This window comes from uncultured Ramlibacter sp. (assembly GCF_936925435.1).
In the GTDB taxonomy this organism is placed as follows: domain Bacteria; phylum Pseudomonadota; class Gammaproteobacteria; order Burkholderiales; family Burkholderiaceae_C; genus Ramlibacter.
Genome location: NZ_CAKZHQ010000019.1, coordinates 46018 through 70123 on the forward strand (window position 1 = coordinate 46018; position 24106 = coordinate 70123).

A 24106-nucleotide genomic window follows, 5' to 3' on the forward strand; every position below is an offset into this window, starting at 1 on the left:
GAGAACCGGCTCAGACCGGCCAGATGTACAACAGCACCGTCGTCATTGTCACGTAGCGCAGGAATTTGCCGATCAGCATGTAGAAGGCGCAGGGCCAGAAGGGCAGCCGCAGCCAGCCCGCCACCGCGCACAGCGGGTCGCCGAACAGCGGCAGCCACGACAGCAGGCAGGCCTTTGGCCCGAGCTTTTCCAGCCAGGCGATGACCCGCGTGTGGTGCGATGAGTGGTGGTACTTGTCGACCACCTGGTGCGCGCCATAGCCCATCCACCAGTCCAGCATGCCGCCCAGGGTATTGCCTGCCGTGGCCACGCCGATGGCCGTCCAGAACATCTCTGGATTCAGGTGCAGCAGGCCGAACAGGATCGGTTCCGAGCCTATGGGCAGCAGCGTCGCCGAAATGAAGGCGGCGATGAACAGGGTGCTCAGCCCGTATTGCGGCAGAGCGAGCAGGGCGAGGAGAGCGTCGAGCCAGGCTTGCATGCGGGCCGAGTATGGCAGCAGCCCGGCCGGCCGGCTGTAGGTGCGGACCGCCGGCGCGCATTTCAGCGTCTGAAACCGTGGGCGCATACAATCGTGCCTCATTTTTCAGCAGCAACCCCTCCCTTACCCCATGAAGATCGGCCCGCATGACCTGGCGAACAACCTGTTCGCCGCGCCCATGGCCGGCGTGACGGACCGGCCCTTCCGGCAGTTGTGCCGCAAGCTCGGCGCAGGTTATGCGGTCAGCGAGATGGTCACTTCGCGGCGTGATCTGTGGAACAGCCTGAAGACCTCGCGGCGCGCCGACCACACTGGCGAGCCCGGGCCGATCGCGGTGCAGATCGCCGGCACCGACGCCGCCATGATGGCCGAGGCCGCGGCCTACAACGTCGAGCGCGGCGCCCAGATCATCGACATCAACATGGGTTGCCCGGCCAAGAAGGTCTGCAACAAGTGGGCCGGCTCGGCGCTGATGCAGGACGAGGCGCTGGCCGTGGCCATCGCGCAGGCCGTGGTCCAGGCCTGCGCGCCGCACGGCGTCCCCGTCACGCTGAAGATGCGCACCGGCTGGTGCCAGGCGAACAAGAACGCGGTGACGCTGGCGCGTGCCTTCGAGGGCGTGGGCATCCAGATGCTGACGGTGCACGGCCGCACGCGCGAGCAGGGCTACAAGGGCCAGGCCGAGTACGAGACGGTGGCGGCCGTGAAAGCCGCGGTGCGCGTGCCGGTGGTGGCCAACGGCGACATCAGCACGCCCGAGCGGGCGCGCGACGTGCTGGCCCTGACCGGCGCCGACGCCGTGATGGTCGGCCGCGCTGCCCAGGGCCGGCCCTGGATCTTCCGCGAGATCGCGCATTTCCTGGCGACCGGAACCCACCTGGCGCCGCCGCTGGTGGTCGAGGTGCGCAAACTGCTGCTCGAGCACCTGGACGACCACTACGCGCTGTACGGCGAGTTCACCGGCGTGCGCAGCGCCCGCAAGCACATCGCCTGGTATGTGCGCGGCCTGCCCGGCGGCGAGGACTTCCGCGACAGCATGAACAGGATCGAGGAGGCGGCCGCCCAGCAGGAGGCGGTGGCCGCGTATTTCGACGCATTGGGCGGCACCATGGACCGCCTGCCGGCGGCCGGCGCCGCCGGCAACAACCAAGAAGAAGCAATGGAAGCAGAGGCATGAGCAAAAAGCACATCGAGGAATGCGTGCGCACCAGCCTGGAGGGGTATTTCCGCGACCTGCGCGGCACCGAGCCCGACGGCATGTACGAGATGCTGGTCAAGGTGGTGGAAAAGCCGCTGCTGGAGGTGGTGATGGCGCGGGCCGACCACAACCAGTCCAAGGCCGCCGAGTGGCTGGGCCTGAACCGCAACACCCTGCGCAAGAAACTCGTCGAACACAAGCTTCTCAAATAAACATGAACGCACTCATCTCCGTTTCCGACAAGACCGGCATCCTGGAATTCGCCCAGGCCCTGCACGCCATGGGCATTCGCCTGCTCTCCACCGGCGGCACCGCCAAATTGCTGGCCGACGCCGGCCTGCCGGTCACCGAAGTGGCCGAGCTCACCGGCTTTCCTGAAATGCTGGACGGCCGGGTCAAGACCCTGCATCCCAAGGTCCATGGCGGCCTGCTCGCGCGCCGCGACCTGCCAGAGCACGTGGCGGCGCTCAAGGCCCACGGCATCGAGACCATCGACCTGCTGGTGGTCAATCTCTACCCCTTCGAGGCCACCGTGGCCAAGCCCGGCTGTACGCTGGAGGATGCGATCGAGAACATCGACATCGGCGGCCCGGCCATGGTGCGCAGCGCCGCCAAGAACTGGAAGGACGTGGGCGTGCTGACCGACGCCGGCCAGTACCCGCTGGTGCTCGAGGAGTTGCGCAGCGGCGGCAAGCTCACGGACAAGACCAAGTTCGCCCTGTCGGTCGCGGCATTCAACCGCATCAGCAACTACGACGGCGCCATCAGCGACTATCTCTCGCGCATCGACGACCCCGAGTCAAGCTCGGGGCAGGCTGGCCTCAGCCAGTTCTCGGGCCAGACCAACGGCCGCTTCGTCAAGCTGCAGGACCTGCGCTACGGCGAGAACCCGCACCAGCAGGCCGCCTTCTACCGCGACCTGCACCCCGCGCCCGGCTCCCTGGTCACCGCCGTGCAGTTGCAGGGCAAGGAGCTGTCGTACAACAACATCGCCGATGCCGACGCCGCCTGGGAATGCGTCAAGAGCTTCAGCGAAGCTGCCTGCGTCATCGTCAAGCACGCCAACCCCTGCGGCGTGGCCATCGCGCAGGACGCGCTGGGCGCCTACAGCAAGGCCTTCCAGACCGACCCGACCTCGGCCTTCGGCGGCATCATCGCCTTCAACCGCACGCTCGACGGCGCCGCGGCGCAGGCGGTGAGCAAGCAGTTCGTCGAGGTCCTGATGGCGCCGGCCTTCACGGCCGAGGCGCTGGAGATCTTCAAGGCCAAGGCCAATGTGCGTGTCCTGCAGATCGCTTTGCCGCCCGGTGGTGCCAGCGACTGGGACAACGGCCGCAACCTGATGGACATCAAGCGCGTCGGTTCGGGCCTGCTGATGCAGACCGCCGACAACCGCGAACTGACGGTGGCCGAGCTCAAGGTGGTGACGAAGAAGCAGCCGACGCCCGAGGAGTTGCAGGACCTGCTGTTCGCCTGGAAGGTCGCCAAGTACGTCAAGTCCAACGCCATCGTCTTTTGCAAGGGCGGCATGACCATGGGCGTGGGTGCCGGCCAGATGAGCCGGCTGGACTCGGCGCGCATTGCCAGCATCAAGGCCGGCCATGCCAAGCTGTCGCTGCAAGGCACGGCGGTGGCCAGCGATGCCTTCTTCCCGTTCCGCGACGGCCTGGACGTTGTCATCGACGAAGGCGCGAGCTGCGTGATCCAGCCCGGCGGCAGCATGCGCGACGGCGAGGTGATCGCCGCCGCTGATGAGCGCGGCGTCGCCATGGTGTTTTCCGGCGTGCGCCACTTCAGGCACTGATTCCAGAGCGGAATCGGCGCCTGGCCCCCTGCGGCGGGCCTGAGTTGCTATCAGTTTTGTAGCGTCTTGAAGGCTTCGCGGGCCGCTTCGACAGTTTGCGCGATGTCGTTGGCGCTGTGCGCGGAGCTGACGAAGCCGGCTTCGTACAGGGCCGGTGCAATGTAGACGCCGCGGTCCAACAGGCCGTGGAACAGCTTGTTGAAGCGTGGGCTGTCGGTCTTCATCACCTGGGCATAGTTGTGCGGCAGCTCGGGCAAGAGGAAGAAGCCGAACATGCCGCCTTCGCAGTCGGCGTTGAAGGGCAGGCCCTCGGCCTGGGCCGCTGCGCTCAGACCGTCGACCAATGAGCGGGTGCTGGCCGACAGCGCGTCGAAGAAGCCGGGCTTGCTGATTTCAGCCAGGGTGGCCAGGCCGCAGGCCGTGGCCACGGGGTTGCCCGAGAGTGTGCCGGCCTGGTAGACCGGGCCCAGCGGCGCGAGCTGCTCCATGATGGCGCGCGGTCCGCCGAAGGCCGCCAGCGGCATGCCGCCGCCGATGACCTTGCCCATCACCGTGATGTCGGGCGCGAAGCCGGGGATAGCCCTGGCGTAAACGGCCTGTGCGCCACCGAGCGCCACGCGAAAGCCCGTCATCACCTCGTCGAACACCAGCAGCGCGCCGTGCTGCGTGCACAGTTCGCGGCAGCGCTGCATGAAGGGCAGGCTGGCACGCACGAAGTTCATGTTGCCGGCGATCGGCTCGATCGCCAGGCAGGCCAGCTCGCTGCCGTGCAGGGCGAAGGCTTCTTCCAGCTGCGCGACGTTGTTGTATTCCAGGACCAGGGTGTGCTGCACCACCTCTGGCGGCACGCCGGCGCTGGTGGGATTGCCGAAGGTCGCCAGGCCCGAGCCGGCCTTGACCAGCAGGGCGTCGGCGTGGCCGTGGTAGCAGCCTTCGAACTTGATGATCTTGCTGCGGCCGGTGGCGCCGCGCGCCAGCCGGATCGCGCTCATCGCCGCTTCGGTGCCCGAGCTGACCAGGCGCACCATGTCCATCGAGGGCATCAGCGCCAGGATGGCCTCCGCCAGTTCGACCTCGCGCTCGGTCGGCGCGCCATAGGAGAAGCCTTCCAGCACGGCCTTTTGCACCGCCTCGACCACGGCCGGATGGCCATGGCCCAGGATCATCGGGCCCCAGGATCCGATGTAGTCGATGTGGCGCTTGCCGTTGGCGTCCCAGAAGTAGGCGCCCTGGGCGCGCTGCACGAAGCGCGGCGTGCCGCCGACGGCGCGAAAGGCCCGCACCGGCGAGTTGACCCCACCGGGGATGCAGCGCCGTGCGCGCTCGAAAAGTTGTTCGTTCTGGTCCATGGGCTCAATGCTTTGTGTCGTGGGCAGGCATGTCGAAGACTTGCAGGGCCTGCGCTTCTTCCTCGGTCAGGTCGCCGCCTGCGGTCTCGGGCTGGGCCCAGAACAGCCGGTCGGGCACCACGTGGCCCATGCCGGGGCGAAAGCCCCCGTCCAGGCAGCGGTCCAGGTAGCTCAAGGCTTCGGTGGCGGCGGCGGCCAGGTCGGTGCCGCTGGCCAACAAGGCCGCCAGCGCCGCCGCGAGCGTGTCACCGGCACCGGCGAACACGGCTTCGAAGCGCTCGAATTTTTCGCTGCCCAGCACCGCCTGCGGCGAGGCCAGCACGTTGTCGATGAACTGCTCGGGCAGGGGAATGCCGGTGACCAGGGTGTAGGGAACGCCCATCTCTGAAGCGGCCTTGGCGATGTCGCGCGCCGAGGGGCTGCGGTCGGAACTCCAGTCCGGCAGCAGCCAGCGCCACAGCGTGCTGTGGTTTCCTACCAACACGGTGGTCTGCGGCAGCATGAGTTCGCGGAAGGCGTCGAGGTACAGGTCGATCTGGCCTTCGTCCCACCAGGACAGGTTGGGCATGTAGGCCACCACAGGGACATCGGCGTAGTCGGCGGCGATCTCGGCGATCGTGCTGATGGCCTCGGGGCTGCCGACAAAGCCGACCTTGAAGACTTGCACCGGCACGTCTTCGAGGATGGCGCGCGCCTGTTCGGCGATGCTCTCCTCATCGAATGCGAAGTGGTCGAAGACCTCGGCGGTGTCGCGCGCATAGGCGCCGGTCACGACGGGCAGCGCGTGTGCGCCGACCGAGGCGATTGCCGTGACATCTGCGGCCAGGCCGCCCGCGCCGCTGGGATCGCTGGCGTTGAAAACCATCACGCAGGCCGGGCTGCCAACGTCGTCGTCTTCGCTGTCGGATGTGGGGGGAGTTGGGTTTGGCATAGGCCCGAGTGATCCAGGCATCGGCACGCTGTGCTTTCGGCGCGCAACAGGGCCTCGATACAATCGTTGCATTCTATTCGAAGGCCCTTTAAGCTGTGACTGAAACAAAAACATGGATGTGTCTGATCTGCGGGTGGATCTACGATGAGGCCGCCGGCGCCCCCGATGAAGGCATCGCTGCGGGCACGCCCTGGGCCGAGGTTCCGATGAACTGGACCTGCCCCGAATGTGGCGCCCGCAAGGAAGATTTCGAGATGGTGCAGATCTAACAAGGGGGCGTGCATTGGTGGCATCCTGCGGGTGCCGGCGCAACCCCCCGAGCAGTTACAAAAGAGGAGCAGCGTCAAGTGAGCACGACTGGAGCAGGGTTCAAGGTGCTGGTGATCGATGACAGCAACACCATCCGGCGCAGTGCTGAGATTTTCCTGAAGCAGGGTGGCCATGAGGTCATGCTGGCCGAGGACGGTTTCGATGCCCTTGCCAAGGTCAACGACTACCAGCCCAATCTCATCTTCTGCGACATCCTCATGCCCCGTCTGGATGGCTACCAGACCTGCGCGATCATCAAGCGCAACGCCAAATTCGCCTCGGTGCCTGTGGTCATGCTGTCCTCCAAGGACGGCGTGTTCGACAAGGCCCGCGGCCGCATGGTCGGGTCGCAAGACTACCTGACCAAACCGTTTACCAAGGACCAGTTGCTGCAGACAGTGCAGCAGTTCGGTGCCGCCAATCAAGGAGTAGTGTGATGGCTATCAAGAAAGTCCTGGTCGTGGACGATTCCAAGACCGAGCTGATGTTCATGACGGACTTGCTGCAAAAGAACGGCTTCGCGGTGAAGACCGCCGAGAACGCCGAAGACGCCTTTCGTCGCCTGGCCGAGGAAAAACCCGACCTGATCCTGATGGACGTGGTGATGCCGGGCCAGAATGGCTTCCAGCTGACGCGCGCCATCACGCGCGATCCGCTCTATGCCGACGTGCCAATCATCATGTGCACCAGCAAGAACCAGGAAACCGACCGCGTCTGGGGCATGCGCCAGGGCGCGCGCGACTACATCACCAAACCGGTGGACGCGGACGAGCTCATGGCCAAGATCAAGGCCCTGAGCTGATCCGGGCCCCCTAGAGAACAATGGCCAACCGCGAAGCCCTCCGCGAACTTCAAAGCCGCCTGGCAAGCCGTCTGCAGGCCGCCCGTACCGAGGGCACGCAAGCCTCCTGGCTGGCGGTGGAGGCTGCCGGCAAGCGGTACCTGTTCCCGCTGGCGCAGTCCGGCGAGATTTTTCCATTTGCCAGCACCCAGCCCGTGCCGTACACCCAGGCCTGGTTCCTGGGCGTGGCCAACCTGCGCGGCGGCCTGTTCGGCGTCGTCGATCTGGCCGGCTTCGTGGCCGGGCAGGCGCCGGCGCCGCGTTCGGACGCCATCCGCGCCGAGTCGCGCCTGGTCGCGCTCAACGCCATGCTCGAAGTCAATTGCGCGCTGCTGATCGACCGGCTCTCTGGCCTTCGCAATCTTGACAGCTTCTCCTCGTCCAGTGAGCCCCCGGCGGGCTCGCCCGACTATTTCGGCAGCGGCTACACCGATGCCGGCGGCGCCTACTGGCAGGAAATCAATCTGCAAGCCCTGTCGCAACAACCCCAGTTCCTGAGCATCAGCGCTTAAGTTTTCCCCGGAAGGTTCGCATCATGTCCGTCGTTGACCAACTCAAAAACCTGTTCTCCAAGAAACCTGCCGACAGCTCGGCCGACCCCGGTGGAGAACTGAGTCTCGCGATGCCCGATGCCTCGCTTGACCCGATGGCCACGGGCGCCATGGATGCGGCCGGCAGGAACACGCTGCTGGAGCAGCCACTCGATCCCGACAGCGTGGCCGGCGAAGACTCGCTCGAGCCGATGGATGTTGTCGACGAGGCCGAACTGATCTCGGTGCCCCTGCTCGGGCGCCGCACCATCGTCACGCACCAGCGCATTTTGTTCACCCTGCTGGCCCTGTCGCTGGTGGTGCTGGGCTCTGTGGCCGTGTTCGCGGTGAACCAGGCGGACAAGGTGGCCTTGCAGGTGGCCGGCACCGGCCAGTCGCTGATGCAGTCGCAGCGCCTGGCCAAGTCGGTGTCGCAGGCCCTGGTGGGCAGCCCCCAGGCCTTCCCGGACGTGAAGGAAAGCGCCGACGTGCTGGCCAAGACGGTGCGCGGCCTGAAGTCCGGCGACGAGTCGCTGCGCATCCAGCCGGTGGCCGAGGAATACCAGGACGACATCGCCAAGATCAATCCGCTGATGGAGCGCGCCGAGAAGAACGCCGGCACCGTGATGGGACAGCAGAAGATCCTGACCCAGGTGGGCAACGCCCTGCGCACCATCAACCGCCAGTCGTCCGACCTGCTGGAAATCGCCGAGACCGTGTCCTCGCTCAAGCTGCAGCAGAACGCCGCGCCGGCCGAAATCTCCGCCGCCGGCCAACTGGTGATGTTGACGCAGCGCATCGGCAAATCGGCCAACGAATTCCTGACGATGGAAGGCGTGTCGCCCGAGGCGGTGTTCCTGCTGGGCAAGGACTTGAACTCGTTCAAGGAAATCGCCCAGGGCCTGCTCGAAGGCAGCCCTGACCTGCGCCTGGCCGGCTCCAAGGACCCGCAGACGCGCGAGCGCCTGGAGGCGCTGATGAAGCTCTATGAACAGACCCGGACGCAGGCCGGCGCCATTCTGGGCAACCTGCAGGGCCTGGTGTCCGCGCGCGAAGCGCAGGCAGCCATCATTGCCGACAGCGAGCCGCTGCGCCGCTCGCTGGAAGACTTGCAGGGCAAGCTGTCGTCGCAGACCGGCCTGGGCGCCGGCGCCCTGACGGCCCTGTTCGTGTCGTCGATCTTCGCCATCCTCTGCGCCGTGGGCCTGGCCTACGTGCAGCTGCAGGACAGCCGCAAGCGCCAGACTGTGGCTGAGCAGCAGCGCCTGGAAGCCGAGCAGCAGGAGCAGGAAGCCAAGCGCGTGAACGACGCCAACCAGGCGGCCATTTTGCGGTTGATGAACGAGCTGCAGACAGTGGCCGAAGGCGACCTGACCCAGGAAGCCACGGTGACCGAGGACATCACGGGCGCCATCGCCGACTCAGTGAACTACACGGTGGAAGAACTTCGCCAGCTGGTGGGCAACGTGCAGAACACGGTCACCCGGGTGGCGCAGACGACGGCCCAGGTGGAAAGCACCTCGACCGAGCTGCTGGCGGCATCGACCGAGCAGCTGCGCGAAATTCGCGAAACCGGCCAGTCGGTGCTCGACATGGCAGGCCGAATCAACCAGGTGTCCGGGCAGGCGCAGGAGTCGGCCCAGGTGGCCCGTCAGTCGCTGCTGGCCGCCGAGTCCGGCCTGGCAGCCGTGCAGAACGCCATCGGCGGCATGAACTCCATCCGCGACCAGATCCAGGAAACCTCCAAGCGCATCAAGCGGCTGGGCGAATCGTCCCAGGAGATCGGCGAAATCACCGAGCTGATTTCCGACATTACCGAACAGACCAATGTGCTGGCCCTGAACGCCGCCATCCAGGCGGCGTCGGCCGGCGAAGCAGGCCGCGGCTTCTCGGTGGTGGCCGAAGAAGTGCAGCGCCTGGCTGAACGTTCCGCAGACGCCACGCGCCAGATCTCGGCGCTGGTCAAGGCGATTCAGACCGACACCCAGGACGCCGTGGCCGCCATGGAGCGCTCCACGCAGGGCGTGGTGGAAGGGGCCAAGCTGTCCGACAACGCCGGCACCGCACTGACCGAGATTGACCAGGTGTCGCGCAAGCTCGCCGAGCTGATCGAGCAGATTTCGGCCTCTGCGTCCAAGGAAGCCGAATCGGCCAACGTTGTGGCCGGCAACATCCAGCACATTTTCGCGGTGACGGAGCAGACCGGAGAAGGCACGCGCTCGACGGCACAGCAGGTGCGCGAACTGTCCCGCATGGCCGAGGAACTGCGCCAGTCGGTCTCGCGGTTCAAGATCGCCTGAAAGATGTTGGCCCCCATGCTCGCCCGAAGCTCGCTGCCCCCTGTGGGAGTGTTCGCGCCTTGGGGCGGCCCGGCGGCGCTCATGCCCGCTCGTTAAATAGGCAGAGCCACCATGCAAGCCAACGAAACTGATCTGGATCTGGCAACCAACGACCTCGGCCCATTGGCCTGGGTGCTCGATGAACTGCGCAAGTCGCTCGATTCGGCCTCAGCCGCTCTGCGCCGCTTTGTCCGCGATGCCGGCATGGCGCGCGGCACCGATATGGCGTCGGTCGACGCGGGCCAGCTGCGCATCGCACGCCAGCAGCTGCACCAGGCGGTGGGCGCGCTCGAGATGGTTGGCCTGGGTGCGCCGGCGCTCATGCTGCGGGCTATGGAATCGGCCGTGCAGCAATTCGTCGAGCGGCCCGAGCTGTGCATCGAGCCGGCTGCGGCCAAGGTGGAACGGGCCGGCTTTGCGTTGACCGAATACCTCGAAGGCCTGCTGCTGGGCAAGCCGGTCACGGCCGTGGCACTGTTTCCGCAGTACCGCGACGTGCAGGAGCTGTCGGGCGCCGACCGCGTCCACCCGGCCGACCTGTGGGCGCTGGACTGGCGCTGGGTCGAGCCGCAGACGCCGGCGGCAGCCGAGTCGTTGGTTTATGACCCTGCCGTGCGTTCGCGCCTGGACCAGTCCGTGCTGCGCGTCGTCAAAACCGGCAACGTGGCCAGCGCGCGTGAGATCGCCGGCGTCTGCCTGGCGCTGGCCTCGACCCAGCCCGCGCGCCAGCCAAAGATTTTCTGGAAGATCGCCGCCGCCTATTTCGAAGCGATGGCGCTGGGACTGCTGCCACTGGACATCTACGTCAAGCGCGCCGCCTCGCGGGTGCTGCTGCAATACGCATCACTGGCCAAGGGCGAGATGGGCGTGTCCGACCGCCTGGCCCAGGACCTGCTGTTCTTCTGCTGCCAGGCCGTGCCGCCGCGCGCGAGCGATGCGCCCATCCTGACCAGCGTACGCCTGGCCTGGGGCCTGGCGCGCTTCAAGCCCGTCGACTACCAGACCAGCCAGTTCGGCCGCTTCGACCCGGTCCTGCTGGCCCAGTCGCGCAAGCGCATCGGCGTCGCCAAGGAAACCTGGTCGGCGCTGGCTGGCGGCGACGCCGGCAAAATCAAGGCGGTGGCTGACCAGTTCCAGTTGGTCAGCGACTCCCTCACCCGGCTGTATCCGCCCAGTGCACCGCTGGCCCAGGCCTTGAGCGCCGCGATCGATTCGGTGGTGCGCACCGCACAGCCGCCGCGGCCGGAACTGGCCATGGAAGTGGCCACCGCCGTGCTGTACCTGGAAGCGGCCTTCGAAGACCTCGACCCCAGCGACTCGCAGCTGGCTGCGCGCACTGCGCGCCTGGCCGAGCGCCTGGACCAGGTGCGCCAGGGCGGCAAGCCCGAGCCGCTGGAATCCTGGATGGAGGAGCTGTACCGGCGCGTGAGCGATCGCCAGACCATGGGCAGTGTGGTCGGTGAGCTGCGCACCACGCTCAGCGAGCTGGAGAAGCTGCTCGACGTGTTCTTCCGCAAGCCGCAGGACAAGACGCCGCTGCAGACGGCCCCTGGCCACCTGTCGCAGATGCGCGGTGTGCTGTCGGTGCTTGGTCTGGACCAGGCATCGCAGGCGGTGTTGCGCATGCGCGAAGCAGTCGAACAGATCATGGTCACCGAGATCGACGAGGACAAGGCGCGCGCCGCCGGCACCTTCGACAAGCTCGGCAACAACCTGGGTGCGCTGGGTTTCCTGATCGACATGCTCAATTACCAGCCGACGCTGGCCAAGAAGCTGTTTGTCTATGACGACCAGCTGGGCGAACTCAAGCCGCTGATGGGTCGCACCGTGCAAGGGGCCGGCGATGCCGCCGCCGCAGTGGGCGTCAGCGACGAACTCTCGCAGCAGGTCAGCGCTGTGGTCACCGAGGCCGACCGTGGCGAGACCCCGGGCGAGCTGACGGCCAGACTCGACCAGATCGCCACCCATGCCGTGCTGGCCGACCAGACGGCGCTGGCGCATACGGCGCGAGAGGCCGCCGCGGCCGTTGCGGCCCATGATTCCGGCGCGGCTTCGGCAGCGCTGCACAGCCTGGCTGCCGCGGTGCAGCCGCCGGCGGCTGAGCCCGCTGCGCCGGCCGGCAGCGACATTGAAGAAGACGACCTGCTCGACATCTTCCTGGAAGAGGCGCGTGAGGTGGTGCAAAACGGCCTGGCTGCCGTCCAGACGCTGCGCGCCAACCCCGCCGACATGTCGGAGTTGACCACCCTGCGACGCGCCTTCCACACGCTCAAGGGCAGCTCGCGCATGGTGGGCCTGACCGAGTTCGGTGAAGCCGGCTGGTCGCTCGAGCAGGTGCTCAATGCATGGATGGGCGACCAGAAGCCGGCCAGCGAAGGCCTGCTGACCCTTGCGAACGATGCGATGCGCGGCTTTGGCCGCTGGGTGGAGGACATCGCCCTGCACCAGGACGGCAGCTGGAAAGCCTCCATGTTCCGCGGCCCTGCAGATGCCATGCGCAACGAGCAGAAGCTGGTGCCGCTGGCCTTGCCCAGCGTGGTGGAAGCGCCCGAAGCCGAGGCACCGGTCGCAGCAGCGGACGCAGTGGTGGTTGTGGAGACGGCGGCTGCCGATCCGCTGGCCGGCATGTTCGACCTGCCGCTGGAAGAATCCGTTGCGCCGGTTGCAGATGCAACGCCGGCACATGTGGACGAGGCCTTCTCTTTCGACATGGCCGAAGTCTCCGGTGCCGAGTCGATCCAGGTGAGCGAAGTCCCGGCGGACGACCTGCTTGCGGACTTCAATTTCGATCTTGGGCCCGAGGCTGGTGCAGCGACGGCGCCGCCGGCAGCGGAGGCCGTCGAAGTGGCGCAGATCGAGGGTATCGACTTCGCCAGCCTGGCCGCCTTGTCGGGCATGCATGACGCATCGCCGTCCGCTGATGGCCCCCCAGTGGCAGAGACGGTCGAACTGGCCGCCGCCGATGTCGATTTCGACATTCTCTCGGCCACGCCGCAGGATCATGCACCGCCGGTGGCGACCGAGAGCGTTGACCACAGCGACGCCAAGGCGCCCGACGAGCAGGTCAAGGTGATCGGTTCGCTGCGCATCGGCATCCCTCTGTACAACGTCTACCTGAACGAGGCGGACGAGTGGTCGCGCCACCTGCTGACCGAGCTGACCGAATGGACGCTGGAGCTGGACCGCCAGGTCCCCGATGCGGCCGTGGGCCTGGCCCATGCCCTGGCGGGCAGCTCCGCCACCGTGGGCTTCCAGGCCTTGTCGGACATTGCGCGTGCGCTGGAAAACGCCTTGCAGCATGCGCAACTGCTGGTCTGCGGCACGCCCCAGCACGGCCAGGCCTTCGTCAATGCGGCCGAAGAAATCCGCCGCTTGCTACACCAGTTCGCTGCCGGCTTCCTGAAGGAACCGGACGCCACCATTGCCCCGGCATTGGCGGCGCTGGAAGACATCCAGGCGCCCAAGCGCGCCGACCTGCCGGAAGACGTGCCGCTGAGCGATTTCACCGGCCTGGACGTGCTTGCCGAGCCCACCGCCCCTGTTGCGGCGCCGCTTGCCAGCGTCCCGCCCGCCCCGGCACCTGTGGCCGCACCCGTGGTGGCCGCAGCGCCCCTGGCTTTTGCTCCCGCCCGCGTTGCCGCGCCGGCGCAGACCAGGACGGTGGACCGCGAGCAGGACGCAGACGATATCGACGTCGCCGATGCGATCGACCTGGATCTGTTCCCGATCTTCGAGGAAGAGGCGGTCGAGCTGATCCCGCAACTGGGCGGCGCTCTGCGCCAATGGTCGGCGCGGCCGGACAACCGCGGTGCGCGCGACGAAGTGTTGCGCGCCCTGCACACGCTCAAGGGCAGCGCCCGGCTGGCCGGCGCCCTGCGGCTGGGTGAAATGGCCCACCGCATGGAGTCGGAGATCGAGCAGTTCGGCGCCGAGGCCTTGGCCACGGCCGACCTGGAGCCGCTGCTGCAGCGCTTTGACAACCTGCAAACCCGATTCGACGTGCTGCGCGCCGTGCAGGCGGCCGGCCCTGAGGCCGCCGTGGCCGAGCCGCTGGACGAGGAAGTGCCCGGCGCCGCCGATGTGCTGGTCGTTCCGGCCGCGCCTTCGGCGGGGCGTGCCTCGCTGGCCATGCCGGTGGTGACCCTGATGGCGCCCAAGCGTGCCGCCGCCAACCAGGCGGTGCGCGTGCGCTCCCAGCTGCTGGACCGCCTGGTCAACCAGGCCGGCGAGGTGATGATCACCCGCTCGCGGCTGGAGACCGAACTGCGCCAGCTGCGCGTGTCGCTGGGCGATCTGACGGGCAACCTGGACCGCCTGCGCAGCCAGCTGCGCGACATCGAGCTGCAGGCCGAGTCGCAGATGCAGTCGCGCTTGGCCCAGGCCAAGGACTCGGCCGCCAACTTCGACCCGCTGGAGTTCGACCGCTTCACCCGCGTGCAGGAACTGACCCGCATGATGGCCGAGTCGGTCAACGACGTGGCCACCGTGCAGCGCAACCTGCAGCGCACGGTGGAAGCGACGGAAGACGACCTGATTGCCCAGGCCCGCCAGACCCGCGAGCTGCAACGCGACCTGCTGCGCACCCGCATGGTGGAGTTCGAAGGCATCTCGGACCGCCTGTACCGGGTGATCCGCCTGGCCTCCAAGGAGACCGGCAAGCAGGTCAAGCTGGACATCACCGGCGGCTCCATCGAGATGGACCGCGGCGTGCTCGACCGCATGACGCCGGCCTTCGAGCACCTGCTGCGCAATTGCGTGGCGCACGGCATTGAAGACCCGGCGACGCGCCTGGCCGCAGGCAAGGACCCGGTCGGCACCATCGAGATCGGCCTGCACCACGAAGGCAACGACGTGTCGGTGGATTTCCACGACGACGGCGCCGGCCTGAACCTGCCGCGCATCCGTGAGAAGGCGCAGCAGCAGGGCCTGATCGCGCCGGGCCAGTCGCTGAGCGACGCCGAGGCCGCCAATCTGATCTTCATGCCGGGCTTTTCCACCGCCGCGCAGGTGACCGAACTGGCCGGCCGCGGCATCGGCATGGACGTGGTGCGTTCCGAAGTCAACGCCCTGGGCGGGCGCATCGAGACCACCACCGAAGCCGGCAAGGGCAGCAACTTCAAGCTGGTGCTGCCGCTGACCACCGCCGTGACGCAGGTGGTGATGATCCGCTCGGGCAACCTGACCGTCGGCGTGCCGGCCAACGTGGTGGAACTGGTGCGCCGCGCCCCCGCCACCGAGGTCGAGCAGGCCTACAAGAGCGGCATCTACGAGTTCGGCGGCGAGCAGCTGCCCTTCCACTGGTCGGGCGCCCTGCTGCAGTCTTCGGCGCGCAGCGCGGAAGCCCAGGCCAAGACGCTGCCGGTGGTGGTGTTCCGCAGCGCCGCCCAGCGCGTCGCCATGCACGTCGATGAAGTGCTGGGCAACCAGGAAGTGGTGGTGAAGAACCTCGGCCCGCAGCTGTCCCGCCTGCCTGGCCTGTCCGGCATGACGGTGCTGGCCTCCGGCGCGGTGATCCTGATCTACAACCCCGTGGCCCTGAGCACGGTGTACGGCGAACAGGCCCGCCTGCTCAGCGCCGACAGCGTGCAGGCCTCGGACCAGGGCGACGCGGGGCAGCCGGCCCTGCCGGTCATGCCGGCCCAGCCGCAGATCCCTCTGGTGATGGTGGTCGACGACTCGATCACCGTGCGCCGCGTGACCCAGCGCCTGCTGGCCCGCGAAGGCTACCGCGTGGTGATGGCGGCCGACGGTCTGCAGGCCCTGGAGCGCCTGGCCGAGGAAAAGCCCACCGTGGTGCTGTCGGACATCGAGATGCCACGCATGGACGGCTTCGACCTGGCCCGCAACATCCGCGCCGACGCTCGGCTGGCCGACCTGCCCATCATCATGATCACCTCGCGCATCGCCGAGAAGCACCGTGAGCATGCGATGGAACTGGGCGTCAACAACTACCTGGGCAAGCCCTATTCGGAAGAAGAGCTGCTGAGCCTGGTCAAGCACTACTGCAGCGCAGCGGTTGCGGCCTGACAGGGCCCCAGCTCCCGTCAATTGGACCTGATCAGCTATCGATTTGATAGCTGATCAGGCGCCTTTCCCCGTTTCACCACTGCATAGCGCTCCAGCGTGAGGGCGCGGGCGGCCTCGTGGTCGACGATGGGCGCCGGATACTCCTTGCCCAGCGTGACGCCGGCGGCCGCCAGTTCCACCGGCGAAGCCGTCCAGGGCGCGTGCAGGGCCTGCACCGGCAGCCCCGCGAGCTGCGGCAGGTAACGCAGGATGAACTTCCCATCGGGATCGAACTTGCGGCTCTGGGTGACCGGATTGAAGATGCGAAACCAGGGCTGGGCGTCGCAGCCGCTGGAGCTGGCCCATTGCCAGCCGCCGTTGTTGGACGCCAGTTCGAAGTCGTTCAGGTGCTCGGCGAAAAACTGCTCGCCGCGCCGCCAGTCCAGCCCCAGGTCCTTGCACAGAAAGCTCGCCACCACCATGCGCAGGCGGTTGTGCATGTAGCCGCTCTGACGGATCTGCGCCATGGCGGCGTCCACCAGCGGATAGCCTGTGCGCCCCTCGGCCCAGGCGGCAAACAGGGCGTCGGCCTGCTTGCCGCGTTCCCAATGGATGGCGTCGTACTCGCGCCGGAAGCTGTGGCTGGCGCCGCGGCTGTCCACCACGTGCGCAAAGTTGGCCAGCACCTGGATGTAGAAGTCGCGCCAGACGAGTTCGGCCAGCCAGGTGGCGGCGCCGCCATTGCCCTCCTGCGCCAGGCCATGGGCCAGGCCCGCCACTGCGCGCACGGAGACGGTGCCAAAGCGCAGATGCACGCCCAGGTAGCTGGGGCCTTTGAGAGCGGGAAAGTCGCGCGCCTCCTGGTAGCGATCGATGCGCTCGGCAAATTCGGCCAGCAGCTGCCGGCCGCCCTCGGCGCCCACCGGCAGTGCCAGTTGGGCCAGGTTGGTCGGCTCGAAACCCAGGCTGGCCAGCGCCGGCACGCCCTGGCGCCGCTGCGGCGGCAAGGGCGCCAGGGCGCCGGCATGGCGCTCCACCGGGTAAGGCTTGAAATAGAAGGCATCGGCCTTGGCCAGCCAGGCGTTCTTGTAGGGCGTGAAGACGGCGTAGGGCTTGCCTGCCTGCGTCAGCAGCTCGTCGCGTTCAAAGATCACATGGTCCTTGGCGGTGTGCAGGGCGATGCCGGCCTCGGCCAGGGCGCCGCGCACCGCCGCATCGCGGGCCATGGCCTGGGGTTCGTAGTCGTGGTTGGCGAAAACCGACTGCACGCCCAGTTCTCGCGCCAGCCGGGGGATCTCCTCGCGTGCCGCCGCATGGCTGACGATCAGGCCGGCGCCGTCCTGGCCGGACATGGCGCGCAGCTGCGCCTGCAGTTGCAGCAGGGACTCGCGGATGAACTCGACCCGGCGGTCGCGCCGCGGCAGGCCCTCCAGGATGTCGCGGTCGAAGACGAAGGCGCAATGCAGCTGGCGGCAGGCCTTGAGCGCGTGGTACAGCGCCGCGTTGTCATGCGAGCGCAGGTCACGGCGGAACCACATCAGGCCGGTGGCGTAGGGTTTGTCCATCGGAGGGTAAAATCGCATCATGCCCGCCGATGACGCCGCCATCAATCTCACGCATCATTTCCTGATCGCGATGCCGGGGCTGGAGGACGAGGCTTTCGCCAAGAGCGTGGTCTACCTGTGCGAGCACAGTGCCCGCGGCGCCCTGGGCCTGGTGATCAACAAGCCCAGCGACATCAACCTCAAGCACCTGTTCGACAAAGTCGATCTGCCGCTGGCGCGCCACGACCTGGTGGGCACTCCCGTCTTCCATGGCGGCCCGGTGCAGACTGAGCGCGGCTTCGTGCTGCACGAACCGGTGTTCACCGCTGGCGAGTCGCCCGAAGAACCGGTCTACGCCTCCACCATGACCATCCCCGGCGGGCTGGAGATGACCACCTCCAAGGATGTGCTGGAAGCCCTGTCCACGGGCGCAGGCCCGCGCAAGGTGCTGATTTCGCTGGGCTATGCGGCCTGGGGCGAAGGCCAGCTCGAGTCGGAGCTGGCCGAGAACAGCTGGCTCACCGTCAGCGCCGACACCGCCGTGATCTTCGACACGCCGGTCGAACAGCGCTATGCGCGGGCCCTCTCTCTTCTGGGCCTGGAAGCCTGGATGCTGTCACCCGACGCGGGGCATGCATGAGCCTTCCGGCCATGCCTCCAGTTCCCGCCCATTTCCAGACCTTTCTCGCTTTTGATTACGGGCTGAAACGCACGGGTGTTGCCGTGGGCAACCGCATGTTGCGCACGGCCACGGGCCAGCCCACCATCAAGGCCGAGGGCGCGGCCCGGCTGGAGCAGGCGGCGGCGCGGGTGCGCGAGTGGCAGCCCGATGCCCTGGTGGTGGGCGTGCCCTTTCACCCGGACGGCGCCAGCCACGACAATACCGTCCGGGCCCGCAAATTCGCCCGCCAGCTGGCCGCGCAGCTGAAGAAGCCCGTCTATGAAGTCGACGAGCGCTACAGCACGACCGAAGCCCTGGCCGGCGGGGCGGGCGACCCCGATGCGGGCGCCGCCTGCATCATCCTGGAACAGTTTTTGAGGAGCCTCGAATGAGCATGTTGGCGCTGGACGCCCAAGCCCTGTACGGCGAACTGCTGCGCGGTGTGCGCCAACTGCGCACGCCAGACACGCGGTTGGTGGGCATCACCTCCGGCGGCGCCTGGCTGGCCGAGCGCCTGCAGCGCGACCTGGGTCTGGAGGGCGAGGCCGGGGTGATCTCCTCGGCCATGCACCGTGATGATTTCTCCAAACGCGGCCTGTCGGGCGCCGGCCAGCAGACCCAGCTGGCCTTCGACGTCAACGGCGCCCACATCCTGTTGCTGGACGACGTGCTCTACACCGGCCGCACCATCCGCGCCGTGCTCAACGAGCTGTTCGACTACGGCCGCCCTGCCAGCGTGCAACTGGCCGTGCTGGTCGACCGCGGCGGGCGTGAGCTGCCGGTCCAGGCCGACTACGCCGCCGCCCGCGTCGCGCTGCCGGCCACGCAATCGCTGGCCCTGGCGCGCGGCGACGACGGCAACTTCAGCTTCCAGGTCGAGAGCGACTGAACGCCATGCTCTACAAACGCAATCCCCAACTCAACAAGAACGGCGAACTGGTCCATCTGCTGTCCATTGACGGCCTGCCGCGCGACATCGTCACCCACATCCTGGACACCGCGTCCAGCTTTGTCAGCGTCAGCGACCGCGAGGTCAAGAAGGTGCCCTTGCTGCGCGGCAAGAGCGTGTTCAACCTGTTCTTCGAGAACAGCACGCGCACCCGCACCACCTTCGAGATTGCCGCAACGCGCCTGTCAGCCGACGTCATCAACCTGGACATCGCGCGGTCCTCGGCCAGCAAGGGCGAGTCACTGCTGGACACCATCGCCAACCTCAGCGCGATGGCGGCCGACCTGTTCGTCGTGCGCCACAGCGAGTCGGGCGCGCCCTACCTGATCGCCCAGCACGTCGCGCCGCACGTGCACGTGATCAACGCCGGCGACGGCCGCCATGCGCATCCCACGCAGGGCCTGCTGGACATGTACACCATCCGGCACTACAAGAAAGATTTCTCCAACCTCAGCGTGGCCATCGTCGGTGACGTGCTGCATTCGCGCGTGGCCCGCTCCGACATCCACGCGCTGACCACCCTGGGCTGCGCCGAGGTGCGCGTCGTCGGCCCCAAGACCATCGTGCCCGCCGACATGGCGCAGATGGGCGTGCGCGTGTGCCACACGCTGGAGGAGGGCATCCGGGGCTGCGACGTGGTCATCATGCTGCGCCTGCAGAACGAGCGCATGAGCGGCGCGCTCTTGCCGTCCAGCCAGGAGTTCTTCAAGAACTTCGGCCTGACGCCCGAGAAGCTGCAGCTGGCCAAGCCCGACGCCATCGTCATGCATCCTGGCCCGATCAACCGCGGCGTCGAGATCGATTCGGCGGTGGTTGACGGCAAGCAGAGCGTGATCCTGCCGCAGGTGACCTTCGGCATCGCGGTGCGCATGGCGGTGATGTCCATCGTGGCGGGGAACGAGGCATGAAGATCCTGATCAAGAACGGCCGGGTGATCGACCCGGCGAGCAACCGCGACGAGGTCTGCGACGTCGCCATCGCGGCGGGCCGCATCGTCGCCATCCGCAACATGCCGGTGGGCTTCGCGCCCAACCGCACGCTCGACGCCACCGGCTGCATCGTCGCGCCCGGCCTGGTCGACTTGGCCGTGCGCCTGCGCGAGCCCGGCTACGAGCACGAGGGCATGCTGGAAAGCGAGATGGCCGCGGCGGTCGCCGGCGGCGTCACCAGCCTGGTCTGCCCGCCCGACACCGACCCGGTGCTCGACGAGCCCGGCCTGGTCGAGATGCTCAAGATGCGTTCCGAGAAGCTGCACCAGGCGCGGGTGTTCCCGCTGGGCGCGCTCACGCGCGGCCTGGCCGGCGAGATCCTGACCGAGATGGCTGAACTCACCGAGGCTGGCTGCATCGGTTTCGGCCAGGCCGAGGTGCCGCTGGCCAACACCCAGATCCTGCAGCGCGCGCTGCTCTATGCATCCACCTACGGCTACACCGTCTGGCTGCGACCGCAGGAGCTCTACCTGGGCAAGGGCGTTGCCGCCAGCGGCTCGCTGGCCACGCGCCTGGGCCTGGCCGGCGTGCCGGTGGCGGCCGAGACCATCGCCCTGCACACGATTTTCGAACTGATGCGCTCCACCGGGGCGCGGGTCCACCTGTGCCGCCTCAGCAGCGCCGCCGGCATCGCCCTGGTGCGCCAGGCCAAGGACGACGGCCTGCCTGTCACTTGCGACGTCAGCATCAATTCCCTGCACCTGACCGACAACGACATCGGCTACTTTGACAGCCGCATGCGGCTGAACCCGCCGCTGCGCCAGCAGCGTGACCGCGATGCGCTGCGCGAGGGTCTGGGCGACGGCACGGTGGACGCGCTGGTGTCGGACCACACGCCGGTCGACGAGGACGCCAAGACCCTGCCCTTTGCCGAGGCCGAACCCGGCGCCACCGGGCTGGAGCTGCTGCTGGGCCTGTCGCTCAAGTGGGGCCAGGAAACCGGCGTCGGCCTGACGCGGGCACTGGCCGTGCTCACCAGCGAGCCAGCCCGTGTGCTGGGCCAGGCGTTGGGCACGCTGCAGGCCAGCGCCGGCCAGCTGGTCGAAGGCGGCATCGCCGACGTCTGCATCTTCGATCCGGGCGCGGCCTGGACCATAGAGCCGCAGGCCTTGCGCAGCCAGGGCAAGCACACGCCGTTTTCCGGCTACGAGCTGCCGGCCCGGGTGCGCTGCACCATCGCCGCCGGCCAGCTGGCGTACGAGGCATGGGAGCGGGACTGAACGCGCGATGAGGTGGCCCGCCGCGTTGTGGAAACTGGGGCAGGGATCGCTGCACGCGCTGGCCGGCTGGTTCACCATCGTCTTTGTCTTCCCGCGGCTGACGCAGGAGCAACGCAACGCCAGGGTCCAGGCCTGGGCCCGGCGCATGCTGGAGCTGTTGGCCATCGACCTGGAGCTGCGCGGCCAGCCGCCGCTGCAAGGGCCGCTGCTGCTGGCGGCCAACCACATCTCCTGGCTGGACATCCTGGTGATGCATGCGGCGCGCCATTGCCGCTTCGTCTCCAAATCGGAATTGCGCCACTGGCCGCTGGTGGGCACGCTGGCCACCGGCGCCGGCACGCTCTACATCGAGCGCGCGTCGCGCCGCGATGCCATGCGCGTCGTCCATGACATGACGGCCAGCCTGCGCGCCGGCGACATCCTGGCGGTCTTTCCTGAGGGCACGACCAGCGACGGCCTGGACCTGCTGCCCTTCCACGCCAACCTGCTGCAGGCCGCGGTGTCGGCGGGTGCGCCGGTGCAGCCTGTGGCCTTGCAGTTCACCGAGTCGGCGACCGGCAAGACCAGCCTGGCGCCTTGCTACATCGGCGACGACAGCCTGATCGCCTCGATCTGGTCCACCTTGACCGGCCCGCGCATCACGGCGGTGGTCAGCTACGGTGAGCCGCAACTGGCGCAGGGCCGCGACCGCCGCGCCTGGGCGGCCGACCTGCGCACTGCCGTCGCGCAGTTGCGCGGGCAGTGAGCCGCAGGCTCAGGCCTCTTCGCCCGGTTCCGTCCGCGTGCTCGCGGACTTGCGGAACACGATCTCGCCGGTGGGGACGTGGACCACACGGACCTCCTGGCCCGAGGGGCTGCTGCTTTTCGCCGCCAGCGCCACGGCCAGCGAGCGGTCGTTGAAAAAGTATTCGCGCGAGCCGGCTGTGGGCAAGAGCCGGCCCACCAGGGGCTGGTTGCTTTCGACGCGGTATTCGGCGGGTGCCATGCTTGCCTCTCCTGTGTGCTTCACTTCCATCCTAGGCCCGCGCGATGACGGCTCGGTGAATTCGGACAAGACAGCTGTAACGGTGTGCAATGCTGCGCTGCATCAGCGGCGGCTGAGCCGAAGAGGTGGGCGCGCTAAGACGGCAGGTAATGTCCCGCTCCCCGACGCTTTCAAGGCCGACGATGCGCCTCGTCCTGGCGGCGTGCTGCGCCTTCCTCGCGCTTCCTGCATGGGCACAAAAGGCACCGGGCGGGCCGCAGCTGCCAGACTGCCCGATCCGAGATCAACCCGCCACCTGCCAGGTCAATGCCCCGATCTTCAATTTCGGCCGCGCCCAGAACGGTGAGCAGATGGATGGCACAGCGACCGTCTCCGTCACTTGCACCAGGGCACCCCGGGATGGACTTGACGTCACGGTGAGCTACGAGTTGAAGCCAGTTCCCGCCCAATCGGGGCGGCAAATGCGAAACAGCCTGGGATCAGACGCAGGCGACCTGTCTTACTTGCGCTACGACATGTATGTCGATCCAGGACGGACGCGACTCTGGGGCGATGGCCATACCGAGGGCAGTTTCGTCTTCACCGGCACACTCTACCTGGATGACCGCAACCGGGTCGGTTCACTCGGCCATGTCCTCTTCGGCAAGGTACCTCCCGGGCAAGACTACACGCCACCCGGTCAGTGGCTGGGGCTGGTGGGAATCAAGCTGGACTACGACGCGCGTTGCACCGGCAACCGCAGCCGTGGCGTCAGCCGCCCTGGCACCCGCAGTGGCATCAGCAACTAGCGCCAGCACAGGATGGTGCCCATCGCGATGAGAAGACACGGCCGAAAGTGCGCCGTCGCACTGTTGGCCGCCCTTGCGGCCTGGCCTGCTGCTCTCGGCGCAATTTCAATTCAGTGCGACCGGCGGCATGCCGGTCAGGGCCGAGATCGTCATGGCGTGCCTGGTCAGCGCATCCGATCTGGATTTCGGCGCCTACAACCCGAACCAGACGGCACCGGCGCAGGGGATGACGACGATCACCCTGCGATGCAGCCCGGGCATCACCGCGGAAATCGCCCTCGACCAGGGCACGTCACCCGGCAACACGCGCAATCGCAGGCTGAGCCAGGAGTCAGGCACCGACCGGCTCCGCTACGACCTGTACCAGGACGCCCGGCGAACGGTCCACTGGGGTGACCGTTCGGGCGGGGACACACTCGAGGTGACGACGACGGGCACGGTCGACACGGTGACGGTCTACGGCGAGATCCCCGACGGGCAACGCGCGCGGCAAGGCACCTACAGCGACACGATCACTGTGACGCTGCTGTACTGATCGCTGCTTCAGCGGGAGCGCCGGGTCGCGCGGGCCCTGACACCGGGCAACTTACAATCCCAGCTTGTGCGGCTGTAGCTCAGTGGATAGAGCATCTCCCTCCTAAGGAGAGGGTCGCAGGTTCGATTCCTGCCAGCCGCACCACCGTATTGCGCTTCCTCAGCGGAAATAGCGGCTGATGTCAAATCTCGCCGCGCTGTCCTCAGTGCCAATCCAGCGGATGATTTTGGAGTCGCTGTCCAGGACGGCGACTTGCACCCAAGCTGTTTCGTGAACCGCGCCGTCCGGAAGGGCCCTGGCCTTCGAGCGGCCGATGATCGTCACATGGTTGGGCCCCTCCAGATATTCGCGCGGCTCGAATTCGATGATCTCCAGTGATTCGGCCAGCTTGGCGTAGAACCACGCAACCTGCGGCTTGCCTTTGTAGGTTCCGCCGTATGGCGTGCCGGTCTCCGGCAGGGCCATGTGCTGCCATTCCACGTCCTCGGCAAGCAAGGCGAAAAGCGCCGGCATGTTCTTCTGCGCAAAAGCTGCGTAGGCCTGCTTGGCGATTTCGGTGGGTTTGCCCATGCCTGGCTCCTGAGTGGTTGGGAGATGGGGCTGAGCTTACGCCTAAAGTGCGCGTTCCGGACAGCTGCCTTCCTCTC

The 24106-nt window shown here is 67.4% G+C and carries 23 protein-coding genes and 1 tRNA gene; 18 read left to right on the plus strand and 6 right to left on the minus strand.

Annotation, left to right across the window (positions count from 1 at the left end; translation table 11 throughout):
* Window positions 1-10: 10 nt before the first annotated feature.
* On the minus strand, window positions 11-481 hold the full coding sequence (locus Q0632_RS09270; RefSeq protein ID WP_298927805.1) for a YqaA family protein: 471 nt from the start codon (window positions 479-481) through the stop codon (window positions 11-13).
* A gap of 130 nt (window positions 482-611) precedes the next feature.
* Between Q0632_RS09270 and dusB the strand changes: the two genes are divergently transcribed.
* Genes dusB through purH form a run of 3 tightly spaced genes read left to right on the plus strand, consistent with a single transcriptional unit; the run spans window position 612 to window position 3483 of the window.
* On the plus strand, window positions 612-1658 hold the full coding sequence (dusB, locus tag Q0632_RS09275) for a tRNA dihydrouridine synthase DusB (RefSeq protein WP_298927808.1): 1047 nt from the start codon (window positions 612-614) through the stop codon (window positions 1656-1658).
* Window positions 1655-1891 carry a Fis family transcriptional regulator gene (locus Q0632_RS09280; RefSeq protein ID WP_298927815.1) on the plus strand — a complete coding sequence of 79 codons (237 nt, stop codon included), beginning with the start codon at window positions 1655-1657 and terminating at the stop codon, window positions 1889-1891. Before dusB ends, Q0632_RS09280 begins: the two co-directional genes overlap by 4 nt.
* A complete protein-coding gene (purH, locus tag Q0632_RS09285; protein ID WP_298928059.1) occupies window positions 1888-3483 on the plus strand; it encodes a bifunctional phosphoribosylaminoimidazolecarboxamide formyltransferase/IMP cyclohydrolase in 1596 nt (531 codons plus the stop codon). The genes Q0632_RS09280 and purH overlap by 4 nt, the downstream gene beginning before the upstream one ends.
* A gap of 50 nt (window positions 3484-3533) precedes the next feature.
* On the opposite strand, the gene hemL is transcribed toward purH, so the two are convergent.
* Together hemL and Q0632_RS09295 are read right to left on the minus strand one after the other, a co-directional pair.
* Entirely contained in the window at window positions 3534-4832 is a 1299-nt protein-coding gene (gene hemL / locus Q0632_RS09290; RefSeq protein WP_298927819.1) for a glutamate-1-semialdehyde 2,1-aminomutase, read from the minus strand.
* 4 nt (window positions 4833-4836) lie between these two features.
* Window positions 4837-5763: a bifunctional hydroxymethylpyrimidine kinase/phosphomethylpyrimidine kinase gene (locus tag Q0632_RS09295; protein WP_298927824.1), complete on the minus strand. Its 927-nt coding sequence runs from the start codon at window positions 5761-5763 to the stop codon at window positions 4837-4839.
* 116 nt (window positions 5764-5879) lie between these two features.
* Between Q0632_RS09295 and Q0632_RS09300 the strand changes: the two genes are divergently transcribed.
* From Q0632_RS09300 to Q0632_RS09325, 6 genes are all read left to right on the plus strand, one after another.
* A complete protein-coding gene (locus tag Q0632_RS09300) occupies window positions 5880-6032 on the plus strand; it encodes a rubredoxin (RefSeq protein WP_298927829.1) in 153 nt (50 codons plus the stop codon).
* 78 nt (window positions 6033-6110) lie between these two features.
* On the plus strand, window positions 6111-6509 hold the full coding sequence (locus Q0632_RS09305) for a response regulator (RefSeq protein ID WP_298927833.1): 399 nt from the start codon (window positions 6111-6113) through the stop codon (window positions 6507-6509).
* Window positions 6509-6874 (plus strand): response regulator, encoded by a 366-nt coding sequence (locus Q0632_RS09310; RefSeq protein WP_141507783.1) that lies wholly within the window; start codon window positions 6509-6511, stop codon window positions 6872-6874. The genes Q0632_RS09305 and Q0632_RS09310 overlap by 1 nt, the downstream gene beginning before the upstream one ends.
* Before the next feature lie 20 nt (window positions 6875-6894).
* On the plus strand, window positions 6895-7425 hold the full coding sequence (locus Q0632_RS09315; RefSeq protein ID WP_298927845.1) for a chemotaxis protein CheW: 531 nt from the start codon (window positions 6895-6897) through the stop codon (window positions 7423-7425).
* Between the two features lie 23 nt (window positions 7426-7448).
* Entirely contained in the window at window positions 7449-9743 is a 2295-nt protein-coding gene (locus Q0632_RS09320; RefSeq protein WP_298927848.1) for a methyl-accepting chemotaxis protein, read from the plus strand.
* 111 nt (window positions 9744-9854) lie between these two features.
* Complete coding sequence (locus Q0632_RS09325; RefSeq protein WP_298927852.1) at window positions 9855-15809, plus strand: Hpt domain-containing protein; 5955 nt, start codon at window positions 9855-9857, stop codon at window positions 15807-15809.
* Between the two features lie 35 nt (window positions 15810-15844).
* Here Q0632_RS09325 and Q0632_RS09330 read toward each other — a convergent pair whose 3' ends face one another.
* Window positions 15845-17353 (minus strand): deoxyribodipyrimidine photo-lyase, encoded by a 1509-nt coding sequence (locus tag Q0632_RS09330; RefSeq protein WP_298927857.1) that lies wholly within the window; start codon window positions 17351-17353, stop codon window positions 15845-15847.
* Between the two features lie 19 nt (window positions 17354-17372).
* On the opposite strand from Q0632_RS09330, the gene Q0632_RS09335 reads away from it, so the two are divergent.
* Genes Q0632_RS09335 through Q0632_RS09360 form a run of 6 tightly spaced genes read left to right on the plus strand, consistent with a single transcriptional unit; the run spans window position 17373 to window position 21896 of the window.
* Entirely contained in the window at window positions 17373-17972 is a 600-nt protein-coding gene (locus tag Q0632_RS09335; RefSeq protein ID WP_298927862.1) for a YqgE/AlgH family protein, read from the plus strand.
* A complete protein-coding gene (gene ruvX / locus Q0632_RS09340; RefSeq protein WP_298927867.1) occupies window positions 17969-18385 on the plus strand; it encodes a Holliday junction resolvase RuvX in 417 nt (138 codons plus the stop codon). The genes Q0632_RS09335 and ruvX overlap by 4 nt, the downstream gene beginning before the upstream one ends.
* Window positions 18382-18882 (plus strand): bifunctional pyr operon transcriptional regulator/uracil phosphoribosyltransferase PyrR, encoded by a 501-nt coding sequence (gene pyrR / locus Q0632_RS09345; RefSeq protein WP_298927871.1) that lies wholly within the window; start codon window positions 18382-18384, stop codon window positions 18880-18882. Before ruvX ends, pyrR begins: the two co-directional genes overlap by 4 nt.
* A 5-nt stretch (window positions 18883-18887) precedes the next feature.
* Entirely contained in the window at window positions 18888-19850 is a 963-nt protein-coding gene (locus Q0632_RS09350) for an aspartate carbamoyltransferase catalytic subunit (protein WP_298927875.1), read from the plus strand.
* Entirely contained in the window at window positions 19847-21151 is a 1305-nt protein-coding gene (locus tag Q0632_RS09355; RefSeq protein WP_298927879.1) for a dihydroorotase, read from the plus strand. Before Q0632_RS09350 ends, Q0632_RS09355 begins: the two co-directional genes overlap by 4 nt.
* A gap of 7 nt (window positions 21152-21158) precedes the next feature.
* Window positions 21159-21896, plus strand: a complete 738-nt coding sequence (locus tag Q0632_RS09360) for a 1-acyl-sn-glycerol-3-phosphate acyltransferase (protein ID WP_298927884.1) — start codon at window positions 21159-21161, stop codon at window positions 21894-21896.
* 9 nt (window positions 21897-21905) lie between these two features.
* Here the strand turns inward: Q0632_RS09360 and Q0632_RS09365 are convergent, their stop codons facing one another.
* Window positions 21906-22136, minus strand: coding sequence for a hypothetical protein (locus tag Q0632_RS09365; RefSeq protein WP_298927888.1), 231 nt, complete (start codon window positions 22134-22136; stop codon window positions 21906-21908).
* A 182-nt stretch (window positions 22137-22318) separates the two neighbouring features.
* Here Q0632_RS09365 and Q0632_RS09370 point away from each other — a divergent pair, with 182 nt between their 5' ends.
* The 3 genes from Q0632_RS09370 to Q0632_RS09380 all read left to right on the plus strand — a co-directional run bounded on the left by Q0632_RS09370 (window position 22319) and on the right by Q0632_RS09380 (window position 23603).
* A complete protein-coding gene (locus tag Q0632_RS09370; protein WP_298927892.1) occupies window positions 22319-22924 on the plus strand; it encodes a spore coat protein U domain-containing protein in 606 nt (201 codons plus the stop codon).
* A 73-nt stretch (window positions 22925-22997) separates the two neighbouring features.
* Window positions 22998-23459: a spore coat U domain-containing protein gene (locus Q0632_RS09375; protein WP_298927897.1), complete on the plus strand. Its 462-nt coding sequence runs from the start codon at window positions 22998-23000 to the stop codon at window positions 23457-23459.
* A 68-nt stretch (window positions 23460-23527) separates the two neighbouring features.
* A tRNA-Arg gene (locus Q0632_RS09380) sits at window positions 23528-23603 on the plus strand.
* Window positions 23604-23618: 15 nt separating this feature from the next.
* On the opposite strand, the gene Q0632_RS09385 is transcribed toward Q0632_RS09380, so the two are convergent.
* Window positions 23619-24029, minus strand: coding sequence for a nuclear transport factor 2 family protein (locus tag Q0632_RS09385; RefSeq protein WP_298927901.1), 411 nt, complete (start codon window positions 24027-24029; stop codon window positions 23619-23621).
* Between the last annotated feature and the right edge of the window lie 77 nt (window positions 24030-24106).

Coding starts and splice junctions, on each gene's coding strand:
- Q0632_RS09270 (WP_298927805.1), bottom strand. CDS start 481: ATGCAAGCCTGGCTCGACGCTCTCCTCGCCCTGCTCGCTCTGCCGCAA.
- dusB (WP_298927808.1), top strand. CDS start 612: ATGAAGATCGGCCCGCATGACCTGGCGAACAACCTGTTCGCCGCGCCC.
- Q0632_RS09280 (WP_298927815.1), top strand. CDS start 1,655: ATGAGCAAAAAGCACATCGAGGAATGCGTGCGCACCAGCCTGGAGGGG.
- hemL (WP_298927819.1), bottom strand. CDS start 4,832: ATGGACCAGAACGAACAACTTTTCGAGCGCGCACGGCGCTGCATCCCC.
- Q0632_RS09295 (WP_298927824.1), bottom strand. CDS start 5,763: ATGCCAAACCCAACTCCCCCCACATCCGACAGCGAAGACGACGACGTT.
- Q0632_RS09300 (WP_298927829.1), top strand. CDS start 5,880: ATGTGTCTGATCTGCGGGTGGATCTACGATGAGGCCGCCGGCGCCCCC.
- Q0632_RS09310 (WP_141507783.1), top strand. CDS start 6,509: ATGGCTATCAAGAAAGTCCTGGTCGTGGACGATTCCAAGACCGAGCTG.
- Q0632_RS09315 (WP_298927845.1), top strand. CDS start 6,895: ATGGCCAACCGCGAAGCCCTCCGCGAACTTCAAAGCCGCCTGGCAAGC.
- Q0632_RS09320 (WP_298927848.1), top strand. CDS start 7,449: ATGTCCGTCGTTGACCAACTCAAAAACCTGTTCTCCAAGAAACCTGCC.
- Q0632_RS09325 (WP_298927852.1), top strand. CDS start 9,855: ATGCAAGCCAACGAAACTGATCTGGATCTGGCAACCAACGACCTCGGC.
- Q0632_RS09330 (WP_298927857.1), bottom strand. CDS start 17,353: ATGGACAAACCCTACGCCACCGGCCTGATGTGGTTCCGCCGTGACCTG.
- Q0632_RS09335 (WP_298927862.1), top strand. CDS start 17,373: ATGCCCGCCGATGACGCCGCCATCAATCTCACGCATCATTTCCTGATC.
- ruvX (WP_298927867.1), top strand. CDS start 17,969: ATGAGCCTTCCGGCCATGCCTCCAGTTCCCGCCCATTTCCAGACCTTT.
- pyrR (WP_298927871.1), top strand. CDS start 18,382: ATGAGCATGTTGGCGCTGGACGCCCAAGCCCTGTACGGCGAACTGCTG.
- Q0632_RS09350 (WP_298927875.1), top strand. CDS start 18,888: ATGCTCTACAAACGCAATCCCCAACTCAACAAGAACGGCGAACTGGTC.
- Q0632_RS09355 (WP_298927879.1), top strand. CDS start 19,847: ATGAAGATCCTGATCAAGAACGGCCGGGTGATCGACCCGGCGAGCAAC.
- Q0632_RS09360 (WP_298927884.1), top strand. CDS start 21,159: ATGAGGTGGCCCGCCGCGTTGTGGAAACTGGGGCAGGGATCGCTGCAC.
- Q0632_RS09365 (WP_298927888.1), bottom strand. CDS start 22,136: ATGGCACCCGCCGAATACCGCGTCGAAAGCAACCAGCCCCTGGTGGGC.
- Q0632_RS09370 (WP_298927892.1), top strand. CDS start 22,319: ATGCGCCTCGTCCTGGCGGCGTGCTGCGCCTTCCTCGCGCTTCCTGCA.
- Q0632_RS09385 (WP_298927901.1), bottom strand. CDS start 24,029: ATGGGCAAACCCACCGAAATCGCCAAGCAGGCCTACGCAGCTTTTGCG.